A 26,957-nucleotide genomic window follows, 5' to 3' on the forward strand; every position below is an offset into this window, starting at 1 on the left:
ATAATCAGGAGTGTGCAATGTCCAAGGGGCAATCGCTGCAGGATCCTTTCTTGAACGCACTGCGGCGCGAGCGCGTGCCGGTTTCGGTGTACCTGGTGAACGGCATCAAGCTGCAGGGCACGATCGAGTCGTTCGACCAGTTCGTGGTCCTGCTGCGCAACACGGTCAGTCAGATGGTCTACAAGCACGCCATTTCCACGGTGGTTCCGGCACGCAACGTGAAGGTCGGTCCGGGCGGTGGTTACGTGCAGTCGGGTGAAGGTGGTCAGGCAGGTGATGAAGCAGACGAGTAATACCGGAGCGGTGAATGTTTGACCGCTCGAAAAAGGGCGAACACGCCCTGTTGATCCAGCCCCATTTCGGCAAGCTGGAAGACGATGTGCTGGAAGAGTTCGGTGATCTGGCCCGCTCGGCTGGGGCCAGCATCGCCGCGACGATCACCGCGCGCCTGGACCGTCCGAATCCGTCAACCCTGATCGGCAGCGGCAAGCTGGACGAGATCAAGGCCGCGGCCGATGCCAGTGGCGCCGACCTGATCCTGGTCAACCATGCGCTGAGCCCGGGTCAGGAGCGCAACCTGGAACGCTTCCTCGAGCGCCGGGTGATCGACCGCACCGGTCTGATCCTGGACATCTTTGCCCAGCGTGCACACAGCCACGAGGGCAAGCTGCAGGTCGAGCTGGCGCAGCTGCGTCACCTGGCTACGCGATTGGTTCGCGGCTGGACCCACCTGGAGCGCCAGCGCGGCGGTTCGATCGGCCTGCGTGGCCCGGGTGAAACCCAGCTGGAAACCGACCGCCGCCTGTTGCAGAAGCGGGTCGAGCAGCTGCAGAAGCGCCTGGAGAAGGTTGAAGTGCAGCGCACCCAGATGCGCCGTGCGCGTGTGCGCAGCGAGCTGCCGCGCGTGGCCCTGGTGGGCTACACCAACGCCGGCAAATCGACCCTGTTCAACGCCATGACCGGCGCCGAGGCCTATGCCGCCGACCAGCTGTTCGCCACGCTGGACCCGACCGTGCGCCGCATCGCGGTCCCGGGCGGCAGCGTGGTGCTGGCCGACACCGTCGGTTTCGTCCGCGACCTGCCGCATGATCTGGTCGCCGCGTTCCGCTCGACGCTGTCCGAGGCACGCGAGGCCGATTTCCTGCTGCATGTGGTCGACGCCGCCGATCCGCACCGCGAGGAGCGCATCGCCCAGGTGGACGAGGTGCTGACCGCGGTCGGTGCCGGTGACCTGCCGCAGCTGCTGGTGTTCAACAAGATCGACCGCATCGACGGTGCCGACGTCCGCCACGATGGCCAGGATGGCGTGCCCGACGAGTCGCGTCGTGAACGTGTCTGGATTTCCGCGCGTGACGGGCAGGGCCTTGAGCTGCTGCAGGCAGTGCTGGGCAAGCGCCTTGGCCTGCAGCACGTGACCGGTGAATTGCGCCTGCCGCCGGATGCCGGCCGCCTGCGTGCGCGCCTGCACCAGCTGGAAGTGATCCGCAGCGAACAGGCCGATGAAGAGGGCTGGCTGCTGCAGGTGGACCTGCCGATTGCCGAAGCCGAGAAGCTGGCCGCCAGTGCCGATGGCGCGCCGATCCGGGCGCTGCTGCCGGAGAAACTGCCGGAGTGGTGAGCTAGCGGCCCATGGCTGGTGGTGCCGGCCGCTGGCCGGCAACGCAATCGTGCCGGAGGGGCGCGACATCCGGCTGTCATCTGCGGTACAACGGGGTTCTTCACCCCACCGTCATGCCGATGTCCATCCCCACCGACGCCGATCTCAATGCCCAGTCCGCCGCGCTCGGGCAGCGCCTGCAACAGGCCTCGCTGCAGCTGGTCACGGCCGAAAGCTGCAGTGGCGGCTGGATCGCCAAGTGCATGACCGACATCGCCGGTTCTTCGGCGTTCTTCGACTGCGGCATGGTGGTCTACAGCTATGAAGCCAAGCAGCGCCTGCTGGGCGTGCGTGCGCAGACGCTGGAACAGTTCGGCGCGGTCAGTCGCGAAACCGTTCTGGAGATGGTGTCCGGTGCGCTGGTCAATTCCGGTGCCGGCATCGCCGTGGCGGTGACCGGTATCGCCGGCCCCGGCGGTGGCAGTCCGGACAAGCCAGTCGGCAGTGTCTGGATCGGCTGGAAGCGCCGCGGTGGTTACGCCCGCGCCGAGCTGTTCCAGTTCGATGGCGACCGCGAAGCCATCCGCCGGCAAACCGTGGCGGCGGCATTGCACGGTATCGACGCCCAGCTGTGACATGCTGCTCCGGTAACCGTCCGGAGCACGCATGATGTGGGAAACGCTGGGCACGGTCCGTGACCTGGGCCGACTGCAGGAAATCGCCGTTGTCCTGATCCGCTACGGCTTCGGCGACGTGGTGCGGCGCATCGGCCTGGCCAGCACGCTGGAGCGGGCAGGGCGCCTGTTGCACTGGAACGAGGACCGGCAGGAGCTGCTGCGGATGACCGCACCGGTGCGCGTGCGCAGTGCGATGCAGGATCTTGGCCCGACCTTCGTCAAGCTTGGCCAGGTGCTGGCAACGCGCGTCGACCTGTTGCCGCCGGAGTGGATTGCCGAGCTGTCCGAACTGCAGAACGCGGTGCCGGCGCTGCCGTACGCCGAGATCCGCGGGCAGCTCGAAGCCGACCTGGGCGCGTCGCCGGCGGAGGTATTCGCCTTCCTTGACGAAACCCCGATGGCCGCCGCCTCGCTGGCGCAGGCCCATCGCGCGCGGCTGCATGATGGTCGTGAGGTGGTGCTGAAGGTGCGGCGTCCCGGCATCCGCGACGTGGTCGAGGCCGACCTGCGGCTGCTGGCGCGGCTGGCCGAGATCGTCGAGGCCCGGTTGCCGGACCTGCGTCGCTATCGCCCGGCCGAGGTCGTGCAGCAGTTCACCGTATCGCTGCGCCGCGAGCTGGATTTTGCCGCCGAATGCCGCAATGCCGAACGCATCGCGCGCAACTTCAGCGGCCGTGACGACATACTGATTCCGAAGGTGCACTGGCAGTGGACCTGCGAGAGCTTGAACGTGCAGGACTTCGTCGACGGCATTCCCGGCCGCGATCTGGCTGGCGTCGATGCGGCGGGCCTGGACCGGCGCGAGCTGGCGCGGCGTGGTGCCGGCATCGTGCTGAAGATGGTGCTGGAGGACGGCAGCTTCCACGCCGATCCACACCCCGGCAACATCATCTACCTGCGTGACGGCCGCATCGGCGTGATCGATTTCGGCATGGTCGGTGCGCTGTCCGAAGTGCGCCGCTTCCAGGTCGCGCAACTGCTGCACGGCCTGGTCGAGCAGGACCCGCAGGGCGTGGCCGACGTGCTGCTGGACTGGGCCGGCGGCGTGGAAGTGGACGAGAACCGGCTGCAGCACGACATCAGCCAGTTCGTCGACCAGTACCGTGGCGTGCCGCTGAAGGATCTGCGCATCGGCCTGATGCTGGGTGACATCACCCAGCTGCTGCGCAGCTACAGCCTGACCCTGCCGGCCGACCTGGCACTGATGATCAAGGCCTTCCTGACCCTGGAAGGCATGGGCCGGCAGCTGGATCCGGATTTCGACATGGCCAGCGCCGCCCGCCCGTTCCTGGAGCGCGTGGTGCTGCAGCGTTATGCGCCCAGGGCGCTGCTCAAGCGCGGCCGGCGCAGCCTGTTGGGCCTGGTCGACTTCGCCGGCGAGTTGCCGCGCGACCTGCGCAAGCTGGTCCAGGCGGCGCGCCGTGGGCGCCTCCAGCTGAAGGTGGAGACCACCGCGCTGCAGGGCTTTGGCGAGCAGGTGAACCGGGCCGCGAACCGACTGGTGGTGGGCGTGATCACGGCCGCGCTGATCATCGGCTCGTCGATCGTGATGCACAGCGTCGGCGGGGTTTCCAGCCGCTGGTTGCTGGCGCTGGGCGTGTGCGGATTCATCGGCGCCGGCTTCTGCGGCGTATGGATCCTGGTTTCGATATGGAGAAGCGGCAAGCACACGTAGGCAGGTGCACGAAGTGCGCCTGTTGCGGTTCCACAGGAACCGCAGAATCGCGCAGCGATTCCTGTAGAGCCGAGCCATGCTCGGCTGCTCTTGCCTGGGTCGGCCCCGTCATTCGCGCGCTTGCCGAGCATGCCTCGGCCCAACAAGCCCGCACCACCCCGATCGCCCCGGCACTTGCAGTCGCGCATATTAGTAGTAATACTACTAACCATGGACCTGACCGACACCCAGCAGGCGATCCTGCAGTTGATCGCCGAGCGTATCGAGAGCGAAGGCGCACCGCCGTCGCAGACTGAAATCGCACGCGCATTCGGCTTCAAGGGCGTGCGCGCGGCCCAGTACCACCTGGAAGCCCTGGAGCAGGCCGGTGCGATCCGTCGCGTCCCGGGTCAGGCCCGCGGCATCCGCCTGGTGCAGGCACCGCCGGTCGAGAAGCTGGCCGAGCCGGGCCTGGCCGACAGCGTGCTGCGGCTGCCGGTGCTGGGCCGGGTTGCGGCCGGCCTGCCGATCGGTGCCGACATCGGCTCGGACGATTTCGTGGTGCTGGACCGGGTGTTCTTCTCGCCGGCGCCGGACTACCTGCTGAAGGTGCAGGGCGACTCGATGATCGATGAGGGCATCTTCGACGGTGACCTGATCGGCGTGCACCGCACCCGCGACGCCCATTCCGGGCAGATCGTGGTGGCCCGCATCGATGACGAGATCACGGTCAAGCTGCTGAAGATCGCCAAGGATCGCATCCGCCTGCTGCCGCGCAATCCCGACTACAAGCCGATCGAGGTGCTGCCGGATCAGGACTTCGCGATCGAGGGCCTCTATTGCGGCCTGTTGCGGCCCAACCGTTGACCCGTTCCGTAGCGCATTACCCCGCGGTCTTTTGTGGCGATTCTCTGGTTCCACTGAGGTTGGTACGGATGTCCGATAATTCTTTTCAGAGCGCCGGGCAGAATCTCAGCCTGTGCGATACGTCCGACTTAAAGTGAGCCCATGGCAAAGAAGACCCCCAAAGACAGCACCTCCAACGACACGACCTCTGCAAGGACCAATCCGATGGACGAGAACAAGAAGCGCGCCCTCGCTGCAGCTCTGGGCCAGATCGAAAAGCAGTTCGGCAAGGGCTCGGTGATGCGCATGGGCGACCGCGTGGTCGAGCCCGTCGAAGCCATCCCGACCGGTTCGCTGATGCTCGACATCGCGCTGGGCATTGGTGGTCTGCCAAAGGGCCGTGTCGTTGAGATCTACGGGCCGGAATCCTCGGGCAAGACCACCTTGACCCTGCAGGCCATCGCCGAATGCCAGAAGATGGGCGGCACCGCGGCCTTCATCGACGCCGAGCACGCGCTGGACCCGATCTACGCCGCCAAGCTGGGCGTGAACGTGGACGACCTGCTGCTGTCGCAGCCGGACACCGGTGAGCAGGCGCTGGAAATCGCCGACATGCTGGTCCGTTCGGGTTCGGTGGACATCCTGGTGATCGACTCGGTTGCCGCGCTGACCCCGAAGGCCGAAATCGAAGGCGAGATGGGCGACCAGCTGCCAGGCCTGCAGGCCCGCCTGATGAGCCAGGCGCTGCGCAAGCTGACCGGCAACATCAAGCGCTCCAACACCCTGGTGATCTTCATCAACCAGCTGCGCATGAAGATCGGCGTGATGATGCCGGGCCAGAGCCCGGAAACCACCACCGGTGGCAACGCGCTCAAGTTCTACGCCTCGGTCCGCCTGGACATCCGCCGTATCGGCGCGATCAAGAAGGGTGACGAGATCATCGGTAACCAGACCAAGATCAAGGTCGTCAAGAACAAGCTGGCACCTCCGTTCAAGCAGGTCATCACCGAAATCCTGTATGGCGAAGGCATCAGCCGTGAAGGCGAGCTGATCGACATGGGTGTGGATGCCAAGCTGGTGGAGAAGGCTGGCGCCTGGTACAGCTACGGTGAAGAACGCATTGGCCAGGGCAAGGACAACGCCCGCGGCTACCTGCGCGACAACCCGACTGTCGCCGCCAAGCTCGAGGCCGAGCTGCGCGAGAAATTCCAGCCGGCCGAAGCGGCCCGCGAGGAAGGCGACGACGAAGGCGAAGACGAATAAGGCTTGCTGTGGGGCAGGGTGGCGCCGTCAGTGACGTCGCCCTGTCCCGCAGGTTCGAATCGCCCAGGGATGGGCTGGGCGCCACGGATGGCGCCACCCTTGGAGTACCCATGTCCGACGCCGAAGACATTCCGACCGGCCGCAAGCGCCGGCCGCGTGAGCAGACCCCCGTGCAACGGGCGTTGGGCCTGCTGGTCCGCCGCGAGCACTCGCGCAAGGAACTCACCCGCAAGCTGACCTCCCGTGGCATCGAAGACGAAGCCGCGCAGGCCGCTGTCGCCAAGTTGACCGAGGCCGGCTGGCAGGACGACACCCGTTTTGCCGAGAACCTGGTGAGGATGCGCGCCAACACAGGTTATGGGCCGATCCATGTCCGCGCCGAGCTGGGGACCCATGGCCTGGACAGTGCCGCGATTGCCGCAGCGATGGACAGCTACGAAGGCGACTGGCAGGAAAACGCCCGTGATCTGGTCCGCCGACGCTTTGGCGAGGCCGGCCCGCAGGACCTGACGCAGCGGCGCAAGGCTGCCGATCTGCTGGCCCGGCGGGGCTTCGACGGCGACAGCATCCGCCGCGCGACCCGCTACGACCCGGATGACTGAGACTGGCGGCGCCGGGCCTGATACCCTTTAGGTTTTCGGCGGTCCCTCGCGACCCTGGCCAACGCGGCCGGTGGTCCGGGTCCGCCGGCCCGCAGACTGCCAGCCCCCAATGAACGCATCCGCCAAATTCACGACATCCCAGATCCGCAGCGACTTCCTTGAGTTCTTCAAGGGTAAAGGCCACACCATCGTGCCGTCGGCGCCGCTGGTGCCGGGCAATGATCCGACCCTGCTGTTCACCAACTCCGGCATGGTGCAGTTCAAGGACGTGTTCCTTGGCGCGGAAAAGCGCAGCTACGTGCGCGCGGCCGACGTGCAGCGCTGCCTGCGCGCGGGCGGCAAGCACAACGACCTCGACCAGGTCGGCTACACCGCGCGCCACCACACCTTCTTCGAAATGCTGGGCAACTGGTCGTTCGGCGACTACTTCAAGAAGGACGCGATCGCCTGGGCCTGGGAGCTGCTGACCCAGGTCTGGAAGCTGCCGGCCGAACGCCTGCTGGTCACCGTGTACCAGACCGACGACGAAGCCTACGAACTGTGGCGCGACATGGTCGGCGTTCCGGAAGAGCGCATCGTACGCATCGGCGACAACAAGGGCGCGCCGTTCGCTTCGGACAACTTCTGGCAGATGGCCGACACCGGCCCGTGCGGCCCGTGCACCGAGATCTTCTACGACCACGGTGATCATATTGCCGGTGGTCCCCCGGGTTCCCCGGACGAAGACGGCGACCGTTTCATCGAGATCTGGAACCTGGTGTTCATGCAGTTCGACCGCCAGCCCGACGGCACCCTGGTGCCGCTGCCGGCGCCGTGCGTGGATACCGGCATGGGCCTGGAGCGCCTGGCGGCGATCCTGCAGCACGTGCACACCAACTATGAGATCGACCTGTTCCAGGCGCTGATCCGCAAGGCTTCCGAGCTGACCGGCACCGCCGACCTGGAGAACAAGTCGCTGCGCGTGATTGCCGACCACATCCGTGCCTGTTCGTTCCTGATCGTCGATGGCGTGCTGCCGTCCAACGAAGGCCGCGGTTACGTGCTGCGCCGTATCATCCGCCGCGCCCTGCGCCACGGCTGGATGCTGGGCGTGCGCCAGCCGTTCTTCAGCAAGCTGGTGCCGACCCTGGTCGAGCAGATGGGCGAGGCCTATCCAGAGCTGCCGGCGGCGGTGGACACCGTCACCCGTGCGCTGCAGGCCGAAGAAGAGCGTTTCGCCGAAACCCTCGACGCCGGCATGAAGATCTTCGAGGACGTGGCCGGCAAGGCCAGCAATGGCGTGATCCCGGGCGTTGACGCGTTCCGCCTGTACGACACTTATGGCTTCCCGCTCGACCTGACCCAGGACATCGCGCGCGAGCGCGACCTGACCGTCGACATCGCCGGCTTCGATGCCGCGATGGAACAGCAGCGCGAAACCGCACGGGCGGCCGGCAAGTTCGGCGGCGGCGTGACCCTGCCGGCCGAGCTGGTGGCAACGCTGAGCCCGACCCTGTTCCTGGGCTATGACCGCCTGCAGGCCGACGGCCTGAGCGTGCTGGCCCTGCTCAAGGACGGTCGTCCGGTGCAGTCGGCCGATGCCGGTGATTCGGTCATCGTCATCACCAACCAGACCCCGTTCTATGCCGAATCCGGCGGCCAGGTCGGTGACACCGGCGTGCTGGCCGGCAACGGCGTGCGCCTGGCGGTGGAGGACACCCAGAAGTTCGCCGGCCAGTTCCATGGCCACGTCGGCACCTTGTCCGAAGGCGGCCTGAAGGTCGGCGATGTGCTGTCCGGCCAGGTCGATGGCGAGCGCCGTGGCGCCACCATCCTCAACCACTCGGCCACCCACCTGCTGCACGCCGCGCTGCGCGAAGTGCTGGGCACCCACGTGCAGCAGAAGGGCTCGCTGGTCGCGCCGGACCGCCTGCGTTTCGACTTCTCGCACTTCCAGCCGATCAGCGCGGAAGAGCTGGCGGTGATCGAGCGCAAGGTCAACCAGCAGGTGCGTGCCAACAACGCCGCTGAAGTGCACACCATGGCCATGCAGGAAGCGCTGGACTTCGGCGCGATGGCCCTGTTCGGCGAGAAGTACGGTGAGCACGTGCGCGTGCTGAAGATGGGTGACTACTCCACCGAGCTGTGCGGTGGCACCCACGTCAACCGTACCGGCGACATCGGTCTGTTCAAGATCACCTCCGAGGGCGGTGTTTCCGCCGGCGTGCGCCGCATCGAGGCGGTTACCGGCCAGGGCGCCTTGGACTACGTGGACGCCGAAGAGGCCCGCCTGGCCGAGGCCGCTGAACTGCTCGGTGGCAGCGCTGCCGACGTGGTCGAGAAGATCCGTGCCCTCGGCCAGCGCCAGAAGCAGCTGGAACGCGAACTGGAGGCCGTGAAGGCCAAGGTCGCGGCCGGTGCCACGGCCGACCTGTCCGGCCAGGCCGTCGAGGTCGCCGGCGTGAAGGTGCTGGCTGCCCGCCTGGAGGGCTTCGACGCCAAGGCCCTGCGTGACGCCATGGACCGCCTGAAGCAGCAGCTGGGCGACGCGGTGATCGTGCTGGCCGGTGCCCAGGACGGCAAGGCCGCCCTGGTCGCGGGTGTGAACGGCAGCGCAATGGGCAAAGTCAAGGCCGGGGAACTGTTGTCCCATATCGCCGGTCAGATCGGGGGCAAGGGCGGCGGACGCCCGGACCTCGCCCAGGGTGGTGGCGAGGACGGGCCCGCCCTTGCCACTGCGCTGGCTGCAGTCGTCGAATGGGTCAGCCCCCGCCTGTGATGAACCCTGCCGTCCCCCTCCTTGTAGGAGCGGGACGGCTGACGGTACCATTGCGAATCTTTTCCCTTTGTCGTGGTAGCGCTTCTTGACGGAGCGTCAAGCCGGTGGGGGATACCCTTCCACACGGTTCCATGGAGACTTACAAAAATGTTGATCCTGACTCGCCGCGTCGGCGAAACCCTGATGATCGGTGACTCGGTGAGCGTCACCGTGCTTGGCGTCAAGGGTAACCAGGTGCGTATCGGCATCACTGCGCCGAAGGACGTCGCTGTGCATCGCGAAGAGATCTACCAGCGCATCCAGCGTGGTGATGAAGCCGGTGGCACCGGTAGCGAAAATTCTGCCGAATAACGCTTTACCTTCGCACTCGATTAACGTTATGATTCACGCCCCGCTGAGGTGCAACGCACCAGACGCGGAGAATACCCCGGAGTGATGCCCGAGTGGCCGAAGGGGCTCCCCTGCTAAGGGAGTATAGGGTCAAAAGCTCTATCGAGGGTTCGAATCCCTCTCACTCCGCCAGATACAAAGAAGCGCCTGCAGATCCTCGATCTGCAGGCGTTTTTCTTTATGGCCGGCCTTCAGAGCCGTATCGTCACGCCGACCTGGAAGCCCCGCCCCGGCAGGGGCGCGATGTACTTCAGCGGCGAGTTGTGCGGCCGCGCTTCTTCATTGAGCAGGTTGCTGCCATTGACGAACACTTCCACGCCTGCGATGTAGCTGTTGCGCACTGGAAGTTCGCGGCTGACCTGCAGGTCGACCAGGTTGAATGCGTCGAGCGGAATTTCCTCACTGACATTGCGACCCAGGTACTTCTGCGCGTCGTAGTAGGTGCTGGACAGTTGTGCCTTCCAGCCTTCGCGCTGCCACTGCAGGTTGGCGCCGTAGCGGTTGGTCGGCATGTTCGGCAGATACTCGCCGTCGTTGTGGGCGCGCAGCGAATCCGGGTGGTCGGCCTTGTTCTTCACCAGGTCGGCGAAGGCAGAGACGTTCAACGTGCCATAGCGGCCCAGGTCCAATGCCTGCGACGCGTCGATCTCGAAGCCCTTCACCGTGGTGTCGGTCTGCTTCCAGTACTTCAGCGGCAGGCGGTTGGCGGTCTGCAGGCCGGAATAGCCGAGATAGAGGTAGTTCTCGTACCGCATCCGGTACGCGGTGGCGGACAGCTCGAAACCGCCGAGGTGGAACAGGCCGGTCAGTTCCAGGTTCTTCGCGCGCTCCGGTTCCAGGTTCTGGTTGCCTTCTTCCTGTGTCATCACCGAATAGTGCGCGTTGCTGGCATACAGCTCGTTGATCTCCGGGGCGCGCTGTGAGGATGAGTAACGGACCTTGGCCGCGAACAAGGGGCCGAGCTCGACGTACGAGCCGAGGCTGTAGCTGTTGAGCCGGTAGTCGCGGTCCTGCAGTTTCGTGTTGGCGGCATTGCGCGCGGTCTTGAAGCGGCTGGGCTGTAGTGCGTGGTCGACCCGTTCGTGGCGTACGCCAGCATCGAAGGTAACCCAGCCGACGTCCAGCGTTTCCTTCAGGAATACCGCATTGCTGCGGGTGTCCACGTCCGGCAGGTAGCGCTGCGAGCCGCTGCCGGTGACATCACGCGACTGGTGGCTGAAACCGACCAGGCCGCTGAGCGGGCCGACGCGTTGATGGCTGAGCAGCAACTCGGCCTGGGTGCTCTCGAAATCGTAGTCGTTTGCCCTGGTGGTACCCAGCCGCTCGCCTGAAGTGTTGTCCAGCCTGGACACGCGGAGTTCCGCGCGCTCGAACCACGGCAGCGGATCACGCAGCAGGGCTTCCAGCGCGTAGCGCTGCTGCTTGATCACCACGCCTACCGGCAGGCCATCGGCATGGTTGGAACCGAACGACAGGTTCTGCATCGAGAAGCCCGGCACGCCGTACTCGCTGTCCTTGGCATCGATGCTGACACCGACGTAGCCGCGGTCAAAGAACAGGGTCGAGCCGAAGGCCACCTGCGAGTTGCGCGCATGGCTGTTGCCCAGCCGATGATGGTAGTCGGGCGTCACATCATTGTTGATCTGCTTCTGCACGTATGACGGCGTGCCGGCGACATAGGCAGGATTGACCGGGTTGATATAAGTGCGGCGCTGCCAGACCGAGGTCGGGTTGTTGGTGTAGAACGAGAATTCACCATCGGCCCAGTCAGGATTCTCGGTCATGAACTGGTCGATGTAAGGCTGCGAGGCCTTGTTGTAGATCTGCTGTACGCGTGCTTCCTTCTGGCAGCTGTCGGCCAGCGCCGAGTTGACGCCGCCGGTCGGCGGGAACAGTCGGGTGTTGCAGACACGGGCCTTGCTGTTGCCGGGGATGTCGTAGTGCGAGATGCGCTGGCGCGAGACCTGCAGGTTGGTCGAGAGGTTGCGCTGGTTGTTGAAGTTCATGCGGAAGCCCTGCGCATCGGCGGCATTGAAGCCCTTGCGCAGGACCAGTTCCATCGACTGGTCCTTGTCTTCCATGCTGCGCGAGATCAGGCCCGAATCGATCTCGACGCTGCCGCCGATCGCATTGCCGCCATAGCGCACCGTGTCCGAGGACTTGTTGACGGTGACGCTGCGCACGAACAGTGGATCGAACGGAATGTTGATGTCGCCGCTGATCGCGTTCATGCCGAGGATGGACTGGCCGTCCTGCAGGATCTGCACGCGGTTGCCGCTGAGGCTGCGGATGACCGGGGCGCCCGCGTTCGGCCCGAAAGCACTGTTCTGCACGCCGGAGACGTGTTCGAGCAGGCCGCCGAGGGTGCGGTTCTGCGCCTGCGGATTGTCGACGGTGACCCGGCTGTCGATGCGCGAGGGCTGGGAAGCCTGGACCTGGAGGGTGGGGAGGGTGGGTTCGTCCGCGGCCTGGGCGGTGTGGACGGCGAACAGAATGGCAGCAGCAAGCAGGTGGCGACGCATGGCAGGACTCGTGAAGGCGAAGTGAAATGTTATAACGTAACTCTTTGTATCGGCAAGGACGGATGAGACCTTGCCGCCAGACCGAAATCGCGGGGGCGCGAATGAGGTTGCCGCGTGTTCAGCGCCCCGCCTTGCGCCGGGCGCCGATGCTGTGCACGATCCGAGGCGCTGCGCCCCACAACGCGTCACGCAGAATCTTCTTCACTGGAACGGAGCAACGTATGAAGCTGTTGTCCGCTGTGTTGTTGTCTGCGCTTTCACTCCCCGCCGTTCCGGCGCTGGCAGTGGAGACTTCGCCTTCTCCCCTGCTGGGGCGCTGGTCGCTGGATATCGCCACGTCTGCGCTACCCGAAGCGCAGCGCCCGAAGCACGTGGTGCTCGAGTTCAAGGACGCCGGTGGTGGCCGCTGGAGCTCGCACGTGGACATCGTCCTGCACGACGGCAAGACCATGAAATCCGACGGCACGCTGGCCCTGGATGGCACGCCCGGCGCCCTGTCCGGCACCTATGGCGCGGACAAGGCCAACCTGAAACTGCCTGCACCGAACACGCTGGTGATGCAGCTGGTGGACCATGGCACGCCGGCCTCCACCCGCATCTACACCGTGGCGGATGACCAGGCGACGATGACCGAGACCAAGGCGTTCTACGGTCATGACGGCACGCCGATCCTGCAGACCAACCTGTTCAAGCGCATGCCGTAGCGATGCTGCATTCACCACGCCCGCAGGGCAGGCGTGGTGAATGCAACGGCCTTACACGGCGGCGGCCGGATCGCGCTTGCCGGTGTCGATGCCGTACTTGTCGATCGCGTCCTGCATCCGCGAGCGTTCGATGCGGCCTTCGTCGGCCAGCGACTTCAGGGCCGCCAGTACGATGAAGTGGCGATCCACTTCGAAGAACGTGCGCAGCGATTCACGCGTGTCGGAGCGGCCGAAGCCATCGGTGCCCAATGCGGTGAAGCGGCGGTCGTTGATGAAGGGACGGATCTGGTCGCCGACGATCTTCATGTAGTCGGTGGCCACCACCACCGGGCCTTCATGACCCTGCAGGCACTGCTGCACGTAGGGCACGCGCGGTTTTTCGGCCGGATGCAGCAGGTTCCAGCGCTCGGCGGACAGCCCGTCGCGGCGCAGTTCGGTCAGGCTGGTCGCGCTCCACACATCGCTGGCGATGCCGAAGTCCTGCTGCAGCAGGTCTGCCGCGGCTTCCACTTCGCGCAGGATCGAGCCGCTGCCCATCAGCTGCACGCGTGGCTGCAAGGCGTTGTCGGCGGCTGCCGGATGCAGCAGGTACAGGCCCTTCAGGATGCCGGCTTCGGTGCCTTCGGGCAGTGCCGGCTGCGGGTAGTTCTCGTTGAGTACGGTGATGTAGTAGTAGATGTCTTCCTGGTCGACATACATGCGGCGCAGGCCGTCGTGGATGATCACCGCCAGTTCGTAGTTGTAGGTCGGGTCGTAGGACACGCAGCTCGGAATCACCGACGACAGCACGTGGCTGTGGCCGTCATCGTGCTGCAGGCCTTCGCCCATCAGCGTGGTGCGGCCCGACGTGGCACCGAGCAGGAAGCCGCGGGTACGCGCGTCGGCAGCGGCCCAGGCCAGGTCACCGACGCGCTGCAGGCCGAACATCGAATAGAAGATGTAGAACGGAATCGTGGCCAAGCCGTGGTTGCTGTAGGCAGTGCCGGCGGCGATCCATGAACAGATCGCACCGGATTCGTTGATGCCTTCCTGCAGGATCTGACCGTCCTTGGCTTCCTTGTAATAGCTCAGCTGGCCGGCATCCTGCGGGGTGTACAGCTGGCCCAGGTAGGAGTGGATGCCGATCTGGCGGAACAGGCCTTCCATGCCGAAGGTGCGCGATTCATCGGGCACGATCGGAATCACCAGCTTGCCCAGATCCGGGTCCTTCAGCAGGCTGGTGAGGATGCGCACGAAGCCCATGGTGGTGGACTGGCCGCGATCGCCACTGCCCTGCAGCTGGGTGTTGAAGATCGACAGCGGCGGCAGCGGCAGCGGATCCACCTTGGCCAGGCGCGCCGGCAGCTGCCCACCCTGGATGCGGCGGCGTTCGGCGAAGTAGGCGGCCTCGGCGCTGCCCGGTTCCGGGCGCAGATAGGGCATCTCCTCCAGCTGCTCGTCGCTGACCGGCAGGTTGAAGCGGTCGCGGAAGGCGCGTACTGCATCGGCGCTCATCTTCTTCAGCTGGTGGTTGATGTTCTGGCCTTCGCCGGCTTCGCCCATGCCGAAACCCTTGACCGTCTTGGCCAGGATCACCGTCGGCCGGCCGCGGGTGTTCACCGCCTGCTGGTAGGCGGCGTACACCTTCTGCGGATCGTGGCCACCACGTGCCAGCGCCCAGATGTCGTCATCGCTCATGTGCGCGACCAGCTCCAGCAGCTCGGGGTAACGGCCGAAGAAATGCTCGCGCACGTAAGCACCGCTCTGCGACTTGAAGGTCTGGTAGTCGCCATCCACGCATTCCATCATGCGCTGGCGCAGCAGGCCGCTGTGGTCGCGGGCCAGCAGGTCGTCCCAGCCACTGCCCCAGATCAGCTTGATCACGTTCCAGCCGGCCGCGCGGAACGTGCCTTCCAGTTCCTGGATGACCTTGGCGTTGCCGCGCACCGGACCGTCCAGGCGCTGCAGGTTGCAGTTGACCACGAACACGATGTTGTCCAGCCGCTCGCGGCCGGCCAGCGAAATCGCCGCCAGCGATTCGGGCTGGTCCATCTCGCCGTCGCCGAGGAAGGCCCAGACCTTGCGGTCCTGGTGCTGCTTCAGGCCGCGGTACTCGAGGTAACGCATGTAGCGCGCCTGGTAGGCGGCGGTCAGCGGGCCCAACCCCATCGACACGGTGGGGAACTGCCAGAACTCCGGCATCAGGCGCGGGTGTGGATACGAAGACAGGCCGTCACGACCGGCTTCGCGGCGGAAGTTGTCCATCCGTGCCGGATCGATGCGCCCTTCCACGTACGCACGGCCATAGATGCCCGGCGCGGAATGGCCCTGGATGTAGATCATGTCGCCGTCGAAGGTGTCGGTACGGCCACGGAAGAAGTGGTCGAAGCCCACGTCGTACAGCACCGCCGCCGACTGGTAGGTGGCGATGTGGCCGCCGACGTTGGAGTGCTTGCCGGCGCGCAGCACCATCACCATCGCATTCCAGCGGATCATCGCGTTCAGGCGGCGCTCGATGGCCAGGTCGCCCGGGTAGGCCGGCTGGCGCTCCGGCGGGATGGTGTTGACGTAGGCGGTCCACGCGCAGATCGCCGTGCCGCTGCGCATCCAGCTCGCTGAGCTGGTCGATCAGGTAATGCGCGCGTGGCCGGCCACCGGCCTGCATCACCGCCTCCAGCGATTCACGCCACTCCCGCGTTTCCAGCGGGTCGGTATCGAAGGGGGTCAGGGCTTGGTTCATGACTGTCTCCAGAGGGCGCCGGCTCTGCCTGGGCGACAACACCGGCAGGGCGCACAGCACTGGAGCGGGGTCGCAATGGCGGGGCCGTGACGCGAAGGGCGACCGTGGCGGCCACCGGGGAGGCAAGCGTAGGCCTGGCCCCGCGGCTTCGATAGGCGGGCCCGGCTTGGGTCTCTGGCAAGCAAGGGTTGGCACGGTGCGCCGTATCATGGGCGAATGTGCCGGGCGGAGAGTGCCTGGCATGGCCGCCTGCTGCAACGCCACTGTCATCGATGGTCGTCACCCTGCGGGGCTTTCCAGCCTCGGGGTGTTGGCCGGCCGTGAACAGCGTGAGGATCTGGGAGAAGAGCTACGCGCTGCGCCGACGGCTGCTGCGTGGCTTCTTCCTGCGTCGCGGTTCTGCCAGCGAAGACGCCGAGGACCTGGCGCAGGAGGTGTACCTGCGGCTGCTGCGGGCCACCGGCGAGAATGCCGCAGCGATCGAGAACCCGGAGGCCTACCTGTTCACGGTCGCGGCCAACCTGGCACGCGAGCACGCGCGCGCGCGTTTGTCGCTGCCGCCGCTGGAAGACGTGGATCAGCTGGCCGAAGTGCTGAAAAGCGAAGAAGACATCGAGGGCGAGTTCGAGCGCGCGCAGCGCTGGAACGATATCCGCAGCACCATCGCACGTCTGCCGGCGACCACGCGACGGGTGATGGAGCTGCATTACCGCGACGGGCTGGACTGCCCGGCAGTCAGCCGGCAGTTGCAGGTGTCGGTGCACATGGTGCGCAAGCACATCGGCAAGGGTCTGGAGGCCTGCAGGAAGGCGCTGGGCGCCAGGGAGCACGCATGAACCGGAACGCATCGCCCATGGCCGACGACACGCTCGCCTGCGAGGCAATGGACTGGTTTCTGCGCAATCGCGAGGGAGTGCTGGACGAGGCCGAGCGGATTGCGTTCCTGGACTGGATGAAGCGCTCGCCCGAGCACGTGCGCGCCTATATGCACGCCCTCGCGCTGCACCGGCAGGTCGGCGAGGCACTGCAATCGCCGTTGCCGGAAGAGGCGCCGGCGCCGCCACGGCAGGCGGCCGCCAAAGTGGTGCCTCTGTTCGATAGTGCCCCCGCCGCGCCGCACGCCGCGCCGCTGCGCCGCCGCACGCGCGGGTGGGTGATGGCTGCCGCAGCCTGCATCGCCCTGCTCGGCGTGGGCCTGGTCCCGCAGCTGATGCCCACCGAACAGCTGTACAGCGCCGACCACGGTGAACTGCGTGACCTGGTGCTACCTGACCGGACACAGGTGCGGCTCAACGCGGACAGCCGCCTGCGGGTACGCATGGGCTGGTTCAGTCGCAAGGCGGAACTGCTGCAGGGCGAGGCGACGTTCGACATCGCACGCGACCGCCGCCCGTTCGAGGTGCAGGTGAACGGCCTGGAGATCCGGGACATCGGCACAGTCTTCGACGTGTCGCGACGGCTGCAGAGCACGCGCATCGGTGTGGTTTCCGGCGAGGTCGAGGTCTGGAGCCAAGGCGCGGGTGCCCGCCGCCTGGCCCAGTTGGGGCAGGGCCGGGTGGTGCAGGTCGACGCGCGCAGCCATGCGGTGGAGTCCTTGGACATGCCACTGTCGATGCTGCTGGACTGGCAGCAGCGCAAAGTGTCCTTCCTTGACGAACGCTTGGACGAAGTGGCTGCTGCCTTCAACCGGCACAACCAGGTGCAGGTGCGCGTGCTGGACGAGGGCGCGGCATCGGCACGGTTGTCCGGCAGCCTCGATGCGCATCGCATCGGTGCGCTGCAGGCCTTCCTCGAACGTGACCCGCGCTTCGTGGTGAGCCGCGAGGGCGACACAGTGCGGGTTGGCAGCCGCTGAGGCCGAGGTGGCCGTGGACTGTCAGAAAAAATTCATCGAATCCGCGTTCTCCACTTTGGTGGATGCGGGCTCTTACTTGGGAGAAGCCGCTGCCGATCCGCGCAGCGGCGCCTGCTGCCTTCTCTCTTCCAAGGACCCGTGATGCGCAACACGCTCTACCTGTCGATCATCCTCGCCCTGTCTCCCGGCAGCATGCCATTGGCCTTCGCCGCCGCCGCCGATGGCCTGGAGGCGCGTGTGTCCACGCCGATCGCGGCACAGCCGCTGGCGCGTGCACTGGAGCAGTTGTCACGCAGTTCCGGGGTGCAGTTCCTGTACTCGGCCGATGGCGATGCCCGCATGGCCGGTGCGGTGCCGCGCGGTGCCACCGTCAGGCAGGCGCTGGATGCACTGCTGGCCGGTACCGGCCTGGGCTACACCGTTGTGGATGGCAATGTCATCGCCATCGATCCGGCACCGGTACGCAACGCGCCGAACCCCGGCGCACCGAAGCCGCGCGAGGCCGAGGCGGTGGTGGCGCCGACCCTGGACACGGTGAAGGTGATTGCCGCGCACGAGGTGATCGACCAGAAGAAGACCTCACCGGTGATCAAGGATTCGGTGGTCTACGACGAAATGGACAGCTACGGCGACGAGACCCTGGCCGAGAGCCTGATGGCCGCTCCAGGCCTGAGTGCGGTGGAGGATGCCGGCGAGCCACGTTACGTGACGGTGCGCGGCGTACAGGCCAACCTCAACTACACCACCATCGATGGCATCGCGATTGCCAGCGTGGGTGGCAGTGGCTCCGGCGAACGCATGAACAACCTGCAGCTGATTCCCAGCGACATCGGCACCCGTACCGACATCTACAAGAGCTTCAGTGCGGAGCAGGCACCGGATGCGATCGGCGGCGTGATCGACATCATCAGCCGCAGTGCCTTCGACCGGTCCGGCAAGTACGTGTTTGCCGACGTGGCAGGTATCTATTCCACGGCCGAGACCAACGTCGAGCGCAGCGCTGGCGGCAACCACGAAACCCTGGGCCACTTCGGCAAGAGCGCCAAGATGGTGTTCTCCAACCAGTTCGGCGCCGGGCAGGAGTTCGGCATCGTCGCGGTGGCACGCTATGAGCAGCGTTCGCGCAACAGCGTCAAGCGCTGGGTGGAGTCGAACTACTACTACAACGACGCCGGCAAGTACCTCACCGACGGCACCACCGGGCCGGATGAGGCCAAGGGTTGGAACGGGCTGCGTGCGCCCGGCAATTTCAGCACCGGCACCTACACCAACTTCATCACCAACTTCGGCGGCTCGGCCAAGCTGGAATGGAAGCCGTCGGACGATCCGTTCTACGCATCGCTGCTGCTGTACTCGTACCGGTTCTACGAGAACTCGACGATGAACAAGACCGACCTGTACGGCAACGCCAAGTTTCCGATCCGCAACCAGACCGAGGACAGCGGCACCACCCAGATCAACAGCATCTACATCAAGAACCGCCACGACCGCTGGGACCGCAGCAACCGTGGCGCCATCGCCAGCTTCAACTGGGACATCGGCGACCGTTCGCGGCTGACCCTGCGCGGCGGCCATACCGAAGAGACTTTCCACAACAACCAGGTCTACTGGGGTGTGCGCGCCTACCCAAGCAGCCTGTTCGTCGACTACGAGAACGACAGCCACGGTTTCCCCAACGCGGTGGCGGTGTCCGATTCCAGCCTGCTGACCAGCTCGGCGTTCAAGCTCAATCCGGCGCAGGCCTATGTCTCCCCGCGCGATGCCAAGGAGAGCATCGACAACCTGCGCGCCGACTTCAGCTACAACATCGACGCCGATGCACGTGGCTTCGGCTTGGCCACCGGCGCCGAATACCGTCACCTGAAGATCTGGCAGGACATCGACTTCGACTACTTCAAGAGCAGCGCCACGCTCAACGATTACCTGTATCCGGGATCGACGCTGCTGGGCAGCGTGCCGGGCTTCCCGCTGATCGACAACCGCAAGTGGAACGAGGAACTGCTACCGAAACTGGGCAACAACAATGCGGCGTATCCGAATGCCAACTTCACCAGTGACTACAAGTACGTGGAGGACATCACCAATGCGTACGTGTCCGCGCACTACGCCTGGGACCGGCTGCTGCTGATCGGTGGCCTGCGCTATGACCACACCCGCTTCGATGCCTACAGCCCGTTCAGCAATGATGGCGGCACCACCTATACCTCTGCCTTCCGCAACACGAGCGGTGGCTACAACAACCTGTTGCCCTCGTTGAATGCGACGTTCAAGCTGAGCGAGGACCAGCGCCTGCGCTTCTCCGCCAGCCGCACGCTGGGCCGGCCGACGCCGAGCAACATTGCCCAGGCCACCAGCACCAGCTGTGGCGATGACGAGGAGGGCAGGGGCTTCTGCACCATCAAGCAGGGCAATGCGAACCTGCAGCCGCGCCGTTCCACCAACATCGACCTTGCATGGGACCTGTACTTCAACGGCAACAACGGCCTGGTCTCGGTGGCGTTGTTCGACAAGGTAATCAAGGACGACATCTACACCCTGACCACCTTCGAGAACGTGGGCGATACCCGTTACCGGGTGACCCAACCGATGAACACCGATGAGTCCAGGCTGCGCGGCGTCGAGTTCGCGGTGGCCAACCGCAACCTGCAATGGGGCCGCCAGCGCTTCGACATGTACTTCAACGCCACGCGGCTGGAAGGCAGGACCAACTACCGCATCACCGATGGCACCGAGCGACGCCTGGACCGGCTGCTGTACCAGCCGGACTGGTCGCTCAATGGTTCGGTGATCTGGCGCATGCCGTGGAAGAACTCGCAACTGCGCCTGTCCGGAACCTACCGCAGCCGGATGCTGGTCGACTTCGGCGACACCCAGTGGCTGGATTCGTACTACGACCCGTACATGACCTTCAACATGGCCTTCAGCCACAAGGTCAGCAGGCACGTGACGCTGAAGTACGAAGCCAAGAACCTGTTCAACACCCAGCCGACCTACAGCACCGGCCCGAACGGGCGCTTCCGTACCGAGATCGACGACTACGGCCGCTTCTTCTACTTCCACATCATCTACAACTGAGGGCACAGCCGTGGAGACGATCAATCGCAGGCGATTCCTGGCCCTGGCCGGCCTGTCCGCTGCCGGCGCCTGGATGGGCACGGCACGCGCGCTGGCCGCGCAGGCCGATGCCACCACGCTGAACCCGCGCAACCTGCTGGCCAAGCCGCGCTTTGCCAGCACGCCCTTCACCCTGGGCGTGGCCTCGGGTGATCCCACGGCCGACGGCATGGTGCTGTGGACGCGGCTGGCGACGGAGCCGCTGGTGTTCGGCGGTGGCATGCCGACCCGGCCGATGGTGGTCGAATGGCAGCTGGCAGCGGACGAAGGCATGCGCAAGGTGGTACGCCAGGGTTCGGCGCTCGCGCATCCCGAACTCGGCCACGCGGTGCACGTGGAACTGGAAGGATTGGCGCCCGGACGGCCCTACTGGTACCGCTTTACCGTGGGTGGCCACGCCAGTGCAGTCGGTTGTACCCGCACGCTGCCGGCAGCCGCGGCAGCGGTGGATCGCGTGCGCTTTGTGGTGGCCGGCTGCCAGCACTACGAAGAAGGCCACTACACCGCGTGGCGGCGCATCGCCGAGGAACCGCTGGATTTCGTCTTCCACTACGGTGATTACATCTACGAAGGTGAAAGCCAGCCTGGCCTGCGGAAGATGAACGGCCAGCCGTTCACCAACCTGCGCAACCACGTCGGCCCGCAGACCTACACGCTGGATGATTACCGCCGCCGCTATGCCCAGTACAAGAGCGATGCCGACCTGCAGGCCGCGCATGCGTCGGCACCGTGGTTCGTCACTTTCGATGACCATGAAGTGGACAACAACTGGGCCGGCGCCGAAGACCAGGACGATACGCCCAGCGAAGTGTTCCTGCTGCGGCGCGCACAGGCGTTCCAGGCCTACTACGAGAACATGCCGCTGCGCCGTTCGGCATTCCCGCGCGATGGCCACATGCAGCTGTACCGGCGCGCACGCTACGGAACGCTGATGGACCTGCACCTGCTCGACACACGCCAGTACCGCAGCAAGCAGGTGAACATGGCGCTGCGTGAGGACGTGGAATCGCCGGAGCGCAGCATCGTCGGTGCGAAGCAGGAGCGCTGGCTGTTCGATGGCCTGGCCGATGCCGCACCGCGTTGGCACACCATCGCCCACCAGGTAGCGCTGGGCAACTACATGCGCGAGAAGGACGGCGTGGTGCAGTCGTCCGATGACCAATGGTCGGGTTACCTGGACAGCCGTCGGCGCCTGCTCGACCACATCCAGAAGGTCGGCTTCGGCAACGTGGTGACCGCCTGTGGCGACGCGCACCGGCATTACGCCAGCGACCTGGTGCAGGACCATCGTGATTCGGGCGTGGTCTCCAGCGAGTTCCTTGCCACTTCGATCACTTCCGGTGCTGACGGCCAGGGCGTGGACGCGTATGCCAGGAACCAGCTTGCGCACAGCCCCAATCTGAAGGCGACCACCGACAAGCGTGGCTACCTGCTGTGCGATGTCACCCATGATGCGTGGATCGGCGACATGAAGACGCTGGATACGGTGATGCGACCGAACGGTACCGTGCAGAGCTGGAAGCGCTACGCGGTGGAGCACGGCCGGCCGGGGCTGCAGGAGGCCTGAATCTAGCGGTCTGCGCTGTAGAGCCGAGCCCACGCTCGGCTGCTTCTTTCGGGGCAATGCGACCGGGGCGAAAGCAGCCGAGCATGGGCTCGGCACTACAGGGATTCTTCAATCGTGCTCGAACCGCAGCGGTTCGGTGCCCATCGCCGGGTCACTGGTACCGGGACGACCATCCTCGGTGCGGCCGGCCAGGCGCAGGGTACTGTCGCCCGCACCGATGTGCAGGTCGTACCAGCCTGCGGTGGGCGTTGCGTCCCACGCCAACGTGGTCTCCGCGCGCGCCGGCAGGGCCATCGTCTGCTCGGGCATGTGGCCGGCATAGGCGCCCGCCTGCACACGCACCTGCTGTGCGCTGTCACCCAGATTGCGCAGGTGCAGCCGCAGCTGGCCATCCGCGCGATCAATTGAAGCCTGCACGGCAGGAGCCTTGGCCGCACCCTGGAAGTGGCGGTGGAAGCCGTTCGGACCGAGCAGCCACAGGTCATAGCGGCCCTGGGCGTCCAGCGGCCAACGCTCGCGCAGCGGCATGCCCGGCAGCAGCGTGTAACGGCGCGGCACCGCCTCCAGCCGCAGCCGATCGTAGACATGCAGCACTGCCGCTGCGCCCTCGCAGGACAACGCCAGGTCAACGCCCGCGACGTCGACCGCAGCAATCGATGCCTGCGGTCGATAGGGAAGGGCACGCGCCGGGCGTACACCGCTTTCCTGTTTCGCTGGCTTCAGCCCCTCTGGCAGCGCGGGCACGGTGCGCCCCGGCAAAGCAGCGGCGCGTGCGGCCACCGCGCTCACGTCGGGCAGGCCGCGGACGAACGGGCGGGTATCGCGCTGGGCAAAGTCGAACGCAGTGCTGAGGTCGCCGCAGACCGCGCGGCGCCACGGCGAGATGTCCGGCGCGGACACACCAAAGCGGCGTTCGATCAGTCGAATGACCGAGGTGTGGTCGTACACCTGCGAATCGACCCAGCCACCGCGGCTCCAGGGCGAGATCACGTACAGCGGCACGCGCGGGCCCAGTCCATACGGGCGGCCGCGCAGTTCGGCGAAGTCGTACTTCTCATCTCCCGGTGCCGGATGGCGGTGGTACTCGCCTTCAGTGCTGACCGAGGACGCACCCGCCCAGCCACCGTCCACCGGCGAAGGCGGTGCCGGTGGTGGCATGTGGTCGAAGAAACCGTCGTTCTCGTCGAACATCAGCAGCAGGGCGGTGCGGCTCCACACCTGCGGATCGGCGGTCAGTGCATCCAGCACGCGCGCGGTATAGGCCGCGCCCTGGGCCGGGCTGGAGGGGCCGGGATGCTCGCTGCCTGCCGCGTCGGCGATGATGAAGCTGACCTGCGGCAGGCGTCCGTCGATGACGTCCTGGCGCAGCTGCGCCAGGCCACGCGTGCTGACCCCGCGTGCGCGCAGCTGCGGGTCATGCCCCGGCGCAGCGCGGTAGGCCTGGCGGAACGCCTCGAAGCCGGCCAGCGGGTTGTCGGTGAAGTTGTCGGCCATGTCCTGGTAGATCTGCCAGGATACCCCCGCCTTCTGCAGGCGTTCGACATAGCTGGCCCAGCGGTACGACGCAGGATGCCCGCCGTGCTCGGTGAAGTTGTCGTGCGAGTTGGCGATCACCGGGCCGCCGGCGCGGGCGGCAGCATCGTTGTGGCCGGTCCACAGGAACACCCGGTTCGGGTTGGTTCCGGCCTGCATCGCGCAGTGGTAGGCGTCGCAGATGGTGAAGGCATCGGCCAGGGCGAACTGGAAGGGCAGGTCGCTGCGCTGGAAGTAGCCCATCGAGTGGTTCTGCTTGGCTTTCGGCCATTGCCCCATGCGTCCGTGGTCCCAGGCCCGCTGTGCATCCGGCCAGGTGTGCGGCGTGCCTTCCACGCGCATGTAGCCGAAGTGCGCGGCGGTATCCAGCGGGAACGGCGCGATCGCGCGCTTGCCGCTGGCATCGGGCTGCAGCCACAGGCTGCGCGCGCGGGCGCCGGCCTGCAGTGCCTGCGCCGGAGCGACGAAGCGATCGCCGAAACCCCGCACGCCCGGCAGCGTGCCGAAGTAGTGGTCGAACGAACGGTTCTCCTGCATGAACACCACGATGTGCTGCAGGTCTTCCAGGCTGCGGGTCCGCGCGGCGGGGGCGATCGCGGCGGCCCGGGCGATGCTGGGCAGCAGCGGGGAAAGGCCGGCGGCAACGCCGGCCTGCAACAACCGGCGTCGGCCGATATCGGTCACGGGCTCACTCACAGGTCCACACGGAAGGAGATGCCGACGGTGCGCGGAGCGCCGATGAAGGCGTTGTCGCGGCCGTCCACCCCCGCAAGATACCGCTTGTCGGTGAGGTTGCTCACCACCAGGTTGGCACCCATGCCCTTCAGGCGCGGCGACAGGCCCTGCAGATCGAAGCCGATGTTCGCGTTGAACACGGTGGCCGAGGGCAGCTTGTTGACGTTGGCGGCGTCGAGGTAGCGGGTGCCCAGGTAACGGCCGGACAGGCCGAAGTTCCAGTTCTCGCCCTGCCAGTCCGCCGAGAGTACGAGGGTCTGTTCGGGTTGGCCGATCACCTTGGCGCCGTCGACGATGCCCAGCTGGGTATCACGCGCGGCATCGCCACTGCCCAGGTACTTGGAGCGGTTGTAGGTATAGGCGGCGTTGAGGCGCCAGCCGTTGTCCCAGCCATAGCCGAACGCTGCTTCCAGGCCGTTGCTTTCCACGCCGCCGAAGTTCTCGTAGACGCCGTCGGTCTCGCCCAGGTAGTCGATGCCGCTGACGAAGCCGGCCGGCAGGTAGACGATGCGGTTGTCGAACTTGATGTTGTACAGCGTGACCGAGGCGGTCAACGGCCAGCGGCTGATGCGCATGCCCACTTCAATGTTGTCAGCGGTCTCCGGCTCGACGTTGCGGAAGCGCTGCGGGTCGGTCTCGCCGAGCACGCCGGAAGGAATCGCGGCGAAGTTCTGCGAGAAGCCGGCGAACAGCTCCATGCCTTCCACGCCGGGCGCCCAGGTGAAGCCGGTGGACAGCAGCGGATCGGACCTGGAGTCGGATGTGACGTGCTCGCTGGCACCGATCACGCGGCGGCGCGACTGGTCGACGAAGAACTGCTTCACGCCGAGGCGCGCGCTGAACGGGCCGAAGCGGGCCACGTCCTCGACGTAGTACATCTGTTCGTCGACCTTGTACTTGTCCTCGAACTGTACCCAGTACGGCTGGTGGTCGAAGGCGATGTCCTGGCCGACGTTGAGCAGGCGATGCCAGTCGCGGCGTGCCGAACGGTCCAGCTTCTCCACCCACAGGCCGCCGCGGATCGTGTTGTCGACTGCGCCGAAAGTCTGGCGCCATTCGCCGTCGGCGGTCACGCCCATGCGGTCGTTGTCGTAGTGGGTGTGGCGATACGACTGCGCGCCCAGCACGTTGCCGGCGTAGCAGTTCGGATCGTACTCGGCGGTGAAGCCCAGGCGCGGGCTGCAGCTGGCCAGGCGCTGCGCGGCACTGCCATCGGGATTGACGAAGAAAATCTGGCCACGGTTGCTGCCGCCGTACACGGTCTTGCCGCCGAGGTATTCCGACTCCGGGCGACCGGCTCCGTCATCGCTGACCTGCGCCAGATACGGTGGCAGCCAGTCGCCGCGGCCTTGCATGCGGTGCCCGTAGGCGGCCACCGAGGCCTTGAAGCCGTTGCCACCGTCGAAGGCCGCGCGCAGGTAGCCGAAGGTGTTCTCGCGCAGCGCACGCGAGCCGGAACGGTAGTTCTGGTCCAGGTAGGGAATGCCGGTGAGGGTACCGACCAGGTTGTCGCGATCCGGATTGGTCGCGAAGCCCTTCGGTGAGACGCTGGTGTACTCCGGCTCGTCCGCATCGTTGTAGGACAGGTAGCCGGTCAGGGTCCAGCGATCCAGTTCGGTGATGAGCTTGCCGGCGATGTGGTCATTGCTGGTCTTGCCGCTGCCATCGATCCAGTCATGCACGCGCGCCGACGAGGCACTGACCCAGGCGCGGGTGTGGCCGCCGAGCAGGCCGGTGTCGTAGCGCACGTAGTACTTGCGTGCCTCGTTGTCACCGGTGCCGACCACGAAGCGCAGGCGGCTGTCCTGCAGCGGATCGCTGGTGAGGAAGTTGAGCGTGCCGCCCAGGGCCTCGTTCGAGCGCGAGGAGATATCGGCAGTGCCCTGGCTGACTTCCACCGTTTCCAGGTCGAGGGTGTCGATGTAGCGGTTGGCCAGCGAGCCGCCGCCGTAACCCGAGCCACCATTGGGCAGGCCGTCGATGGTGGTGCCGATCTGCTGGGTATCACGGTTGGTGACGAAGCCACGCATGCTGATCTGCGTGCCCCACACCGACGAGCCGGTGGCATCGGCCTCGCTGACCACCACGCCGGGCACTTCGTTGAGCGCGTCGTTGACACTGCTCATCACGGTCTGCCGGTTCAGCGTTTCCGCACGCACGGAAGTCTTGGCATAGCTGGTGGCCTGGCCGATCACCTGCACCTGGTCGAGGGTGCGGGCCTCACTGCTGCGCGCTTCAGCGGCATCGCCCTGCGGTGCTTCGGCCAGGGCGTCCAGTGCGGGAGCGATCAGCAGGGCAAGCAGCGAGACACGGGGAAAGCGCGCAGACGTTCGCATCGAGACCGGACCTTCAGAGCAGGGAAGCCCCGGAGTGTCGGCAGCGCCAATGACATCGGCATGACGTGGCGATGCAGGAATCGTG

17 protein-coding genes, 1 tRNA gene and 1 pseudogene are annotated in these 26,957 nt (G+C 66.0%); 15 read left to right on the top strand and 4 right to left on the bottom strand.

All coding sequences use genetic code 11. The features are described 5' to 3' along the window. The first annotated feature begins 17 nt into the window (after positions 1-17). From hfq to AC5P8R_RS09150, 10 genes are all read left to right on the top strand, one after another. Positions 18-293 (top strand): RNA chaperone Hfq, encoded by a 276-nt coding sequence (gene hfq, locus AC5P8R_RS09105; protein WP_004152891.1) that lies wholly within the window; start codon positions 18-20, stop codon positions 291-293. Between the two features lie 14 nt (positions 294-307). Then, positions 308-1,618, top strand: a complete 1,311-nt coding sequence (gene hflX, locus AC5P8R_RS09110) for a ribosome rescue GTPase HflX (RefSeq protein WP_049405705.1) — start codon at positions 308-310, stop codon at positions 1,616-1,618. Between the two features lie 119 nt (positions 1,619-1,737). Further along, positions 1,738-2,232: a CinA family protein gene (locus tag AC5P8R_RS09115; protein WP_329857532.1), complete on the top strand. Its 495-nt coding sequence runs from the start codon at positions 1,738-1,740 to the stop codon at positions 2,230-2,232. A 34-nt stretch (positions 2,233-2,266) separates the two neighbouring features. Next, positions 2,267-3,949: a 2-polyprenylphenol 6-hydroxylase gene (gene ubiB, locus AC5P8R_RS09120; RefSeq protein WP_032962195.1), complete on the top strand. Its 1,683-nt coding sequence runs from the start codon at positions 2,267-2,269 to the stop codon at positions 3,947-3,949. 210 nt (positions 3,950-4,159) lie between these two features. Beyond that, the gene (lexA, locus tag AC5P8R_RS09125; RefSeq protein ID WP_049442301.1) at positions 4,160-4,795 is read left to right on the top strand and encodes a transcriptional repressor LexA; all 636 of its coding nucleotides are present in this window, start codon (positions 4,160-4,162) and stop codon (positions 4,793-4,795) included. Between the two features lie 204 nt (positions 4,796-4,999). Further along, the gene (recA, locus tag AC5P8R_RS09130) at positions 5,000-6,037 is read left to right on the top strand and encodes a recombinase RecA (protein WP_005412937.1); all 1,038 of its coding nucleotides are present in this window, start codon (positions 5,000-5,002) and stop codon (positions 6,035-6,037) included. 110 nt (positions 6,038-6,147) lie between these two features. Next, complete coding sequence (gene recX, locus AC5P8R_RS09135) at positions 6,148-6,639, top strand: recombination regulator RecX (protein WP_046429917.1); 492 nt, start codon at positions 6,148-6,150, stop codon at positions 6,637-6,639. A gap of 109 nt (positions 6,640-6,748) precedes the next feature. Further along, positions 6,749-9,397 carry an alanine--tRNA ligase gene (gene alaS / locus AC5P8R_RS09140; protein ID WP_014646721.1) on the top strand — a complete coding sequence of 883 codons (2,649 nt, stop codon included), beginning with the start codon at positions 6,749-6,751 and terminating at the stop codon, positions 9,395-9,397. 147 nt (positions 9,398-9,544) lie between these two features. Continuing rightward, a complete protein-coding gene (csrA, locus tag AC5P8R_RS09145; protein ID WP_004152909.1) occupies positions 9,545-9,748 on the top strand; it encodes a carbon storage regulator CsrA in 204 nt (67 codons plus the stop codon). A gap of 78 nt (positions 9,749-9,826) precedes the next feature. Further along, positions 9,827-9,919: transfer RNA gene (locus tag AC5P8R_RS09150), tRNA-Ser, on the top strand. Positions 9,920-9,978: 59 nt separating this feature from the next. On the opposite strand, the gene AC5P8R_RS09155 is transcribed toward AC5P8R_RS09150, so the two are convergent. Continuing rightward, positions 9,979-12,309 (bottom strand): TonB-dependent receptor, encoded by a 2,331-nt coding sequence (locus tag AC5P8R_RS09155; RefSeq protein ID WP_288494363.1) that lies wholly within the window; start codon positions 12,307-12,309, stop codon positions 9,979-9,981. 221 nt (positions 12,310-12,530) lie between these two features. Here AC5P8R_RS09155 and AC5P8R_RS09160 point away from each other — a divergent pair, with 221 nt between their 5' ends. After that, positions 12,531-13,013: a hypothetical protein gene (locus tag AC5P8R_RS09160; RefSeq protein WP_014646723.1), complete on the top strand. Its 483-nt coding sequence runs from the start codon at positions 12,531-12,533 to the stop codon at positions 13,011-13,013. Between the two features lie 51 nt (positions 13,014-13,064). Here the strand turns inward: AC5P8R_RS09160 and aceE are convergent. Continuing rightward, positions 13,065-15,732: pseudogene (gene aceE / locus AC5P8R_RS09165) on the bottom strand (pyruvate dehydrogenase (acetyl-transferring), homodimeric type). A gap of 320 nt (positions 15,733-16,052) precedes the next feature. On the opposite strand from aceE, the gene AC5P8R_RS09170 reads away from it, so the two are divergent. The 4 genes from AC5P8R_RS09170 to AC5P8R_RS09185 all read left to right on the top strand — a co-directional run bounded on the left by AC5P8R_RS09170 (position 16,053) and on the right by AC5P8R_RS09185 (position 22,268). Then, positions 16,053-16,568, top strand: a complete 516-nt coding sequence (locus AC5P8R_RS09170; protein WP_075076274.1) for an RNA polymerase sigma factor — start codon at positions 16,053-16,055, stop codon at positions 16,566-16,568. After that, positions 16,565-17,587 (top strand): FecR family protein, encoded by a 1,023-nt coding sequence (locus tag AC5P8R_RS09175; RefSeq protein WP_075076273.1) that lies wholly within the window; start codon positions 16,565-16,567, stop codon positions 17,585-17,587. The genes AC5P8R_RS09170 and AC5P8R_RS09175 overlap by 4 nt, the downstream gene beginning before the upstream one ends. A gap of 141 nt (positions 17,588-17,728) precedes the next feature. After that, positions 17,729-20,662, top strand: coding sequence for a TonB-dependent receptor (locus AC5P8R_RS09180; RefSeq protein ID WP_495223309.1), 2,934 nt, complete (start codon positions 17,729-17,731; stop codon positions 20,660-20,662). Positions 20,663-20,672: 10 nt separating this feature from the next. After that, on the top strand, positions 20,673-22,268 hold the full coding sequence (locus AC5P8R_RS09185; RefSeq protein WP_014646728.1) for an alkaline phosphatase D family protein: 1,596 nt from the start codon (positions 20,673-20,675) through the stop codon (positions 22,266-22,268). 108 nt (positions 22,269-22,376) lie between these two features. Here AC5P8R_RS09185 and AC5P8R_RS09190 read toward each other — a convergent pair whose 3' ends face one another. Together AC5P8R_RS09190 and AC5P8R_RS09195 are read right to left on the bottom strand one after the other, a co-directional pair. Further along, positions 22,377-24,485: a phosphocholine-specific phospholipase C gene (locus AC5P8R_RS09190; RefSeq protein ID WP_014646729.1), complete on the bottom strand. Its 2,109-nt coding sequence runs from the start codon at positions 24,483-24,485 to the stop codon at positions 22,377-22,379. Positions 24,486-24,493: 8 nt separating this feature from the next. Continuing rightward, positions 24,494-26,872 carry a TonB-dependent receptor domain-containing protein gene (locus AC5P8R_RS09195; RefSeq protein ID WP_014646730.1) on the bottom strand — a complete coding sequence of 793 codons (2,379 nt, stop codon included), beginning with the start codon at positions 26,870-26,872 and terminating at the stop codon, positions 24,494-24,496. Positions 26,873-26,957: the final 85 nt, after the last annotated feature.

Source organism: Stenotrophomonas sp. YJH_SMC_73, assembly GCF_059370155.1.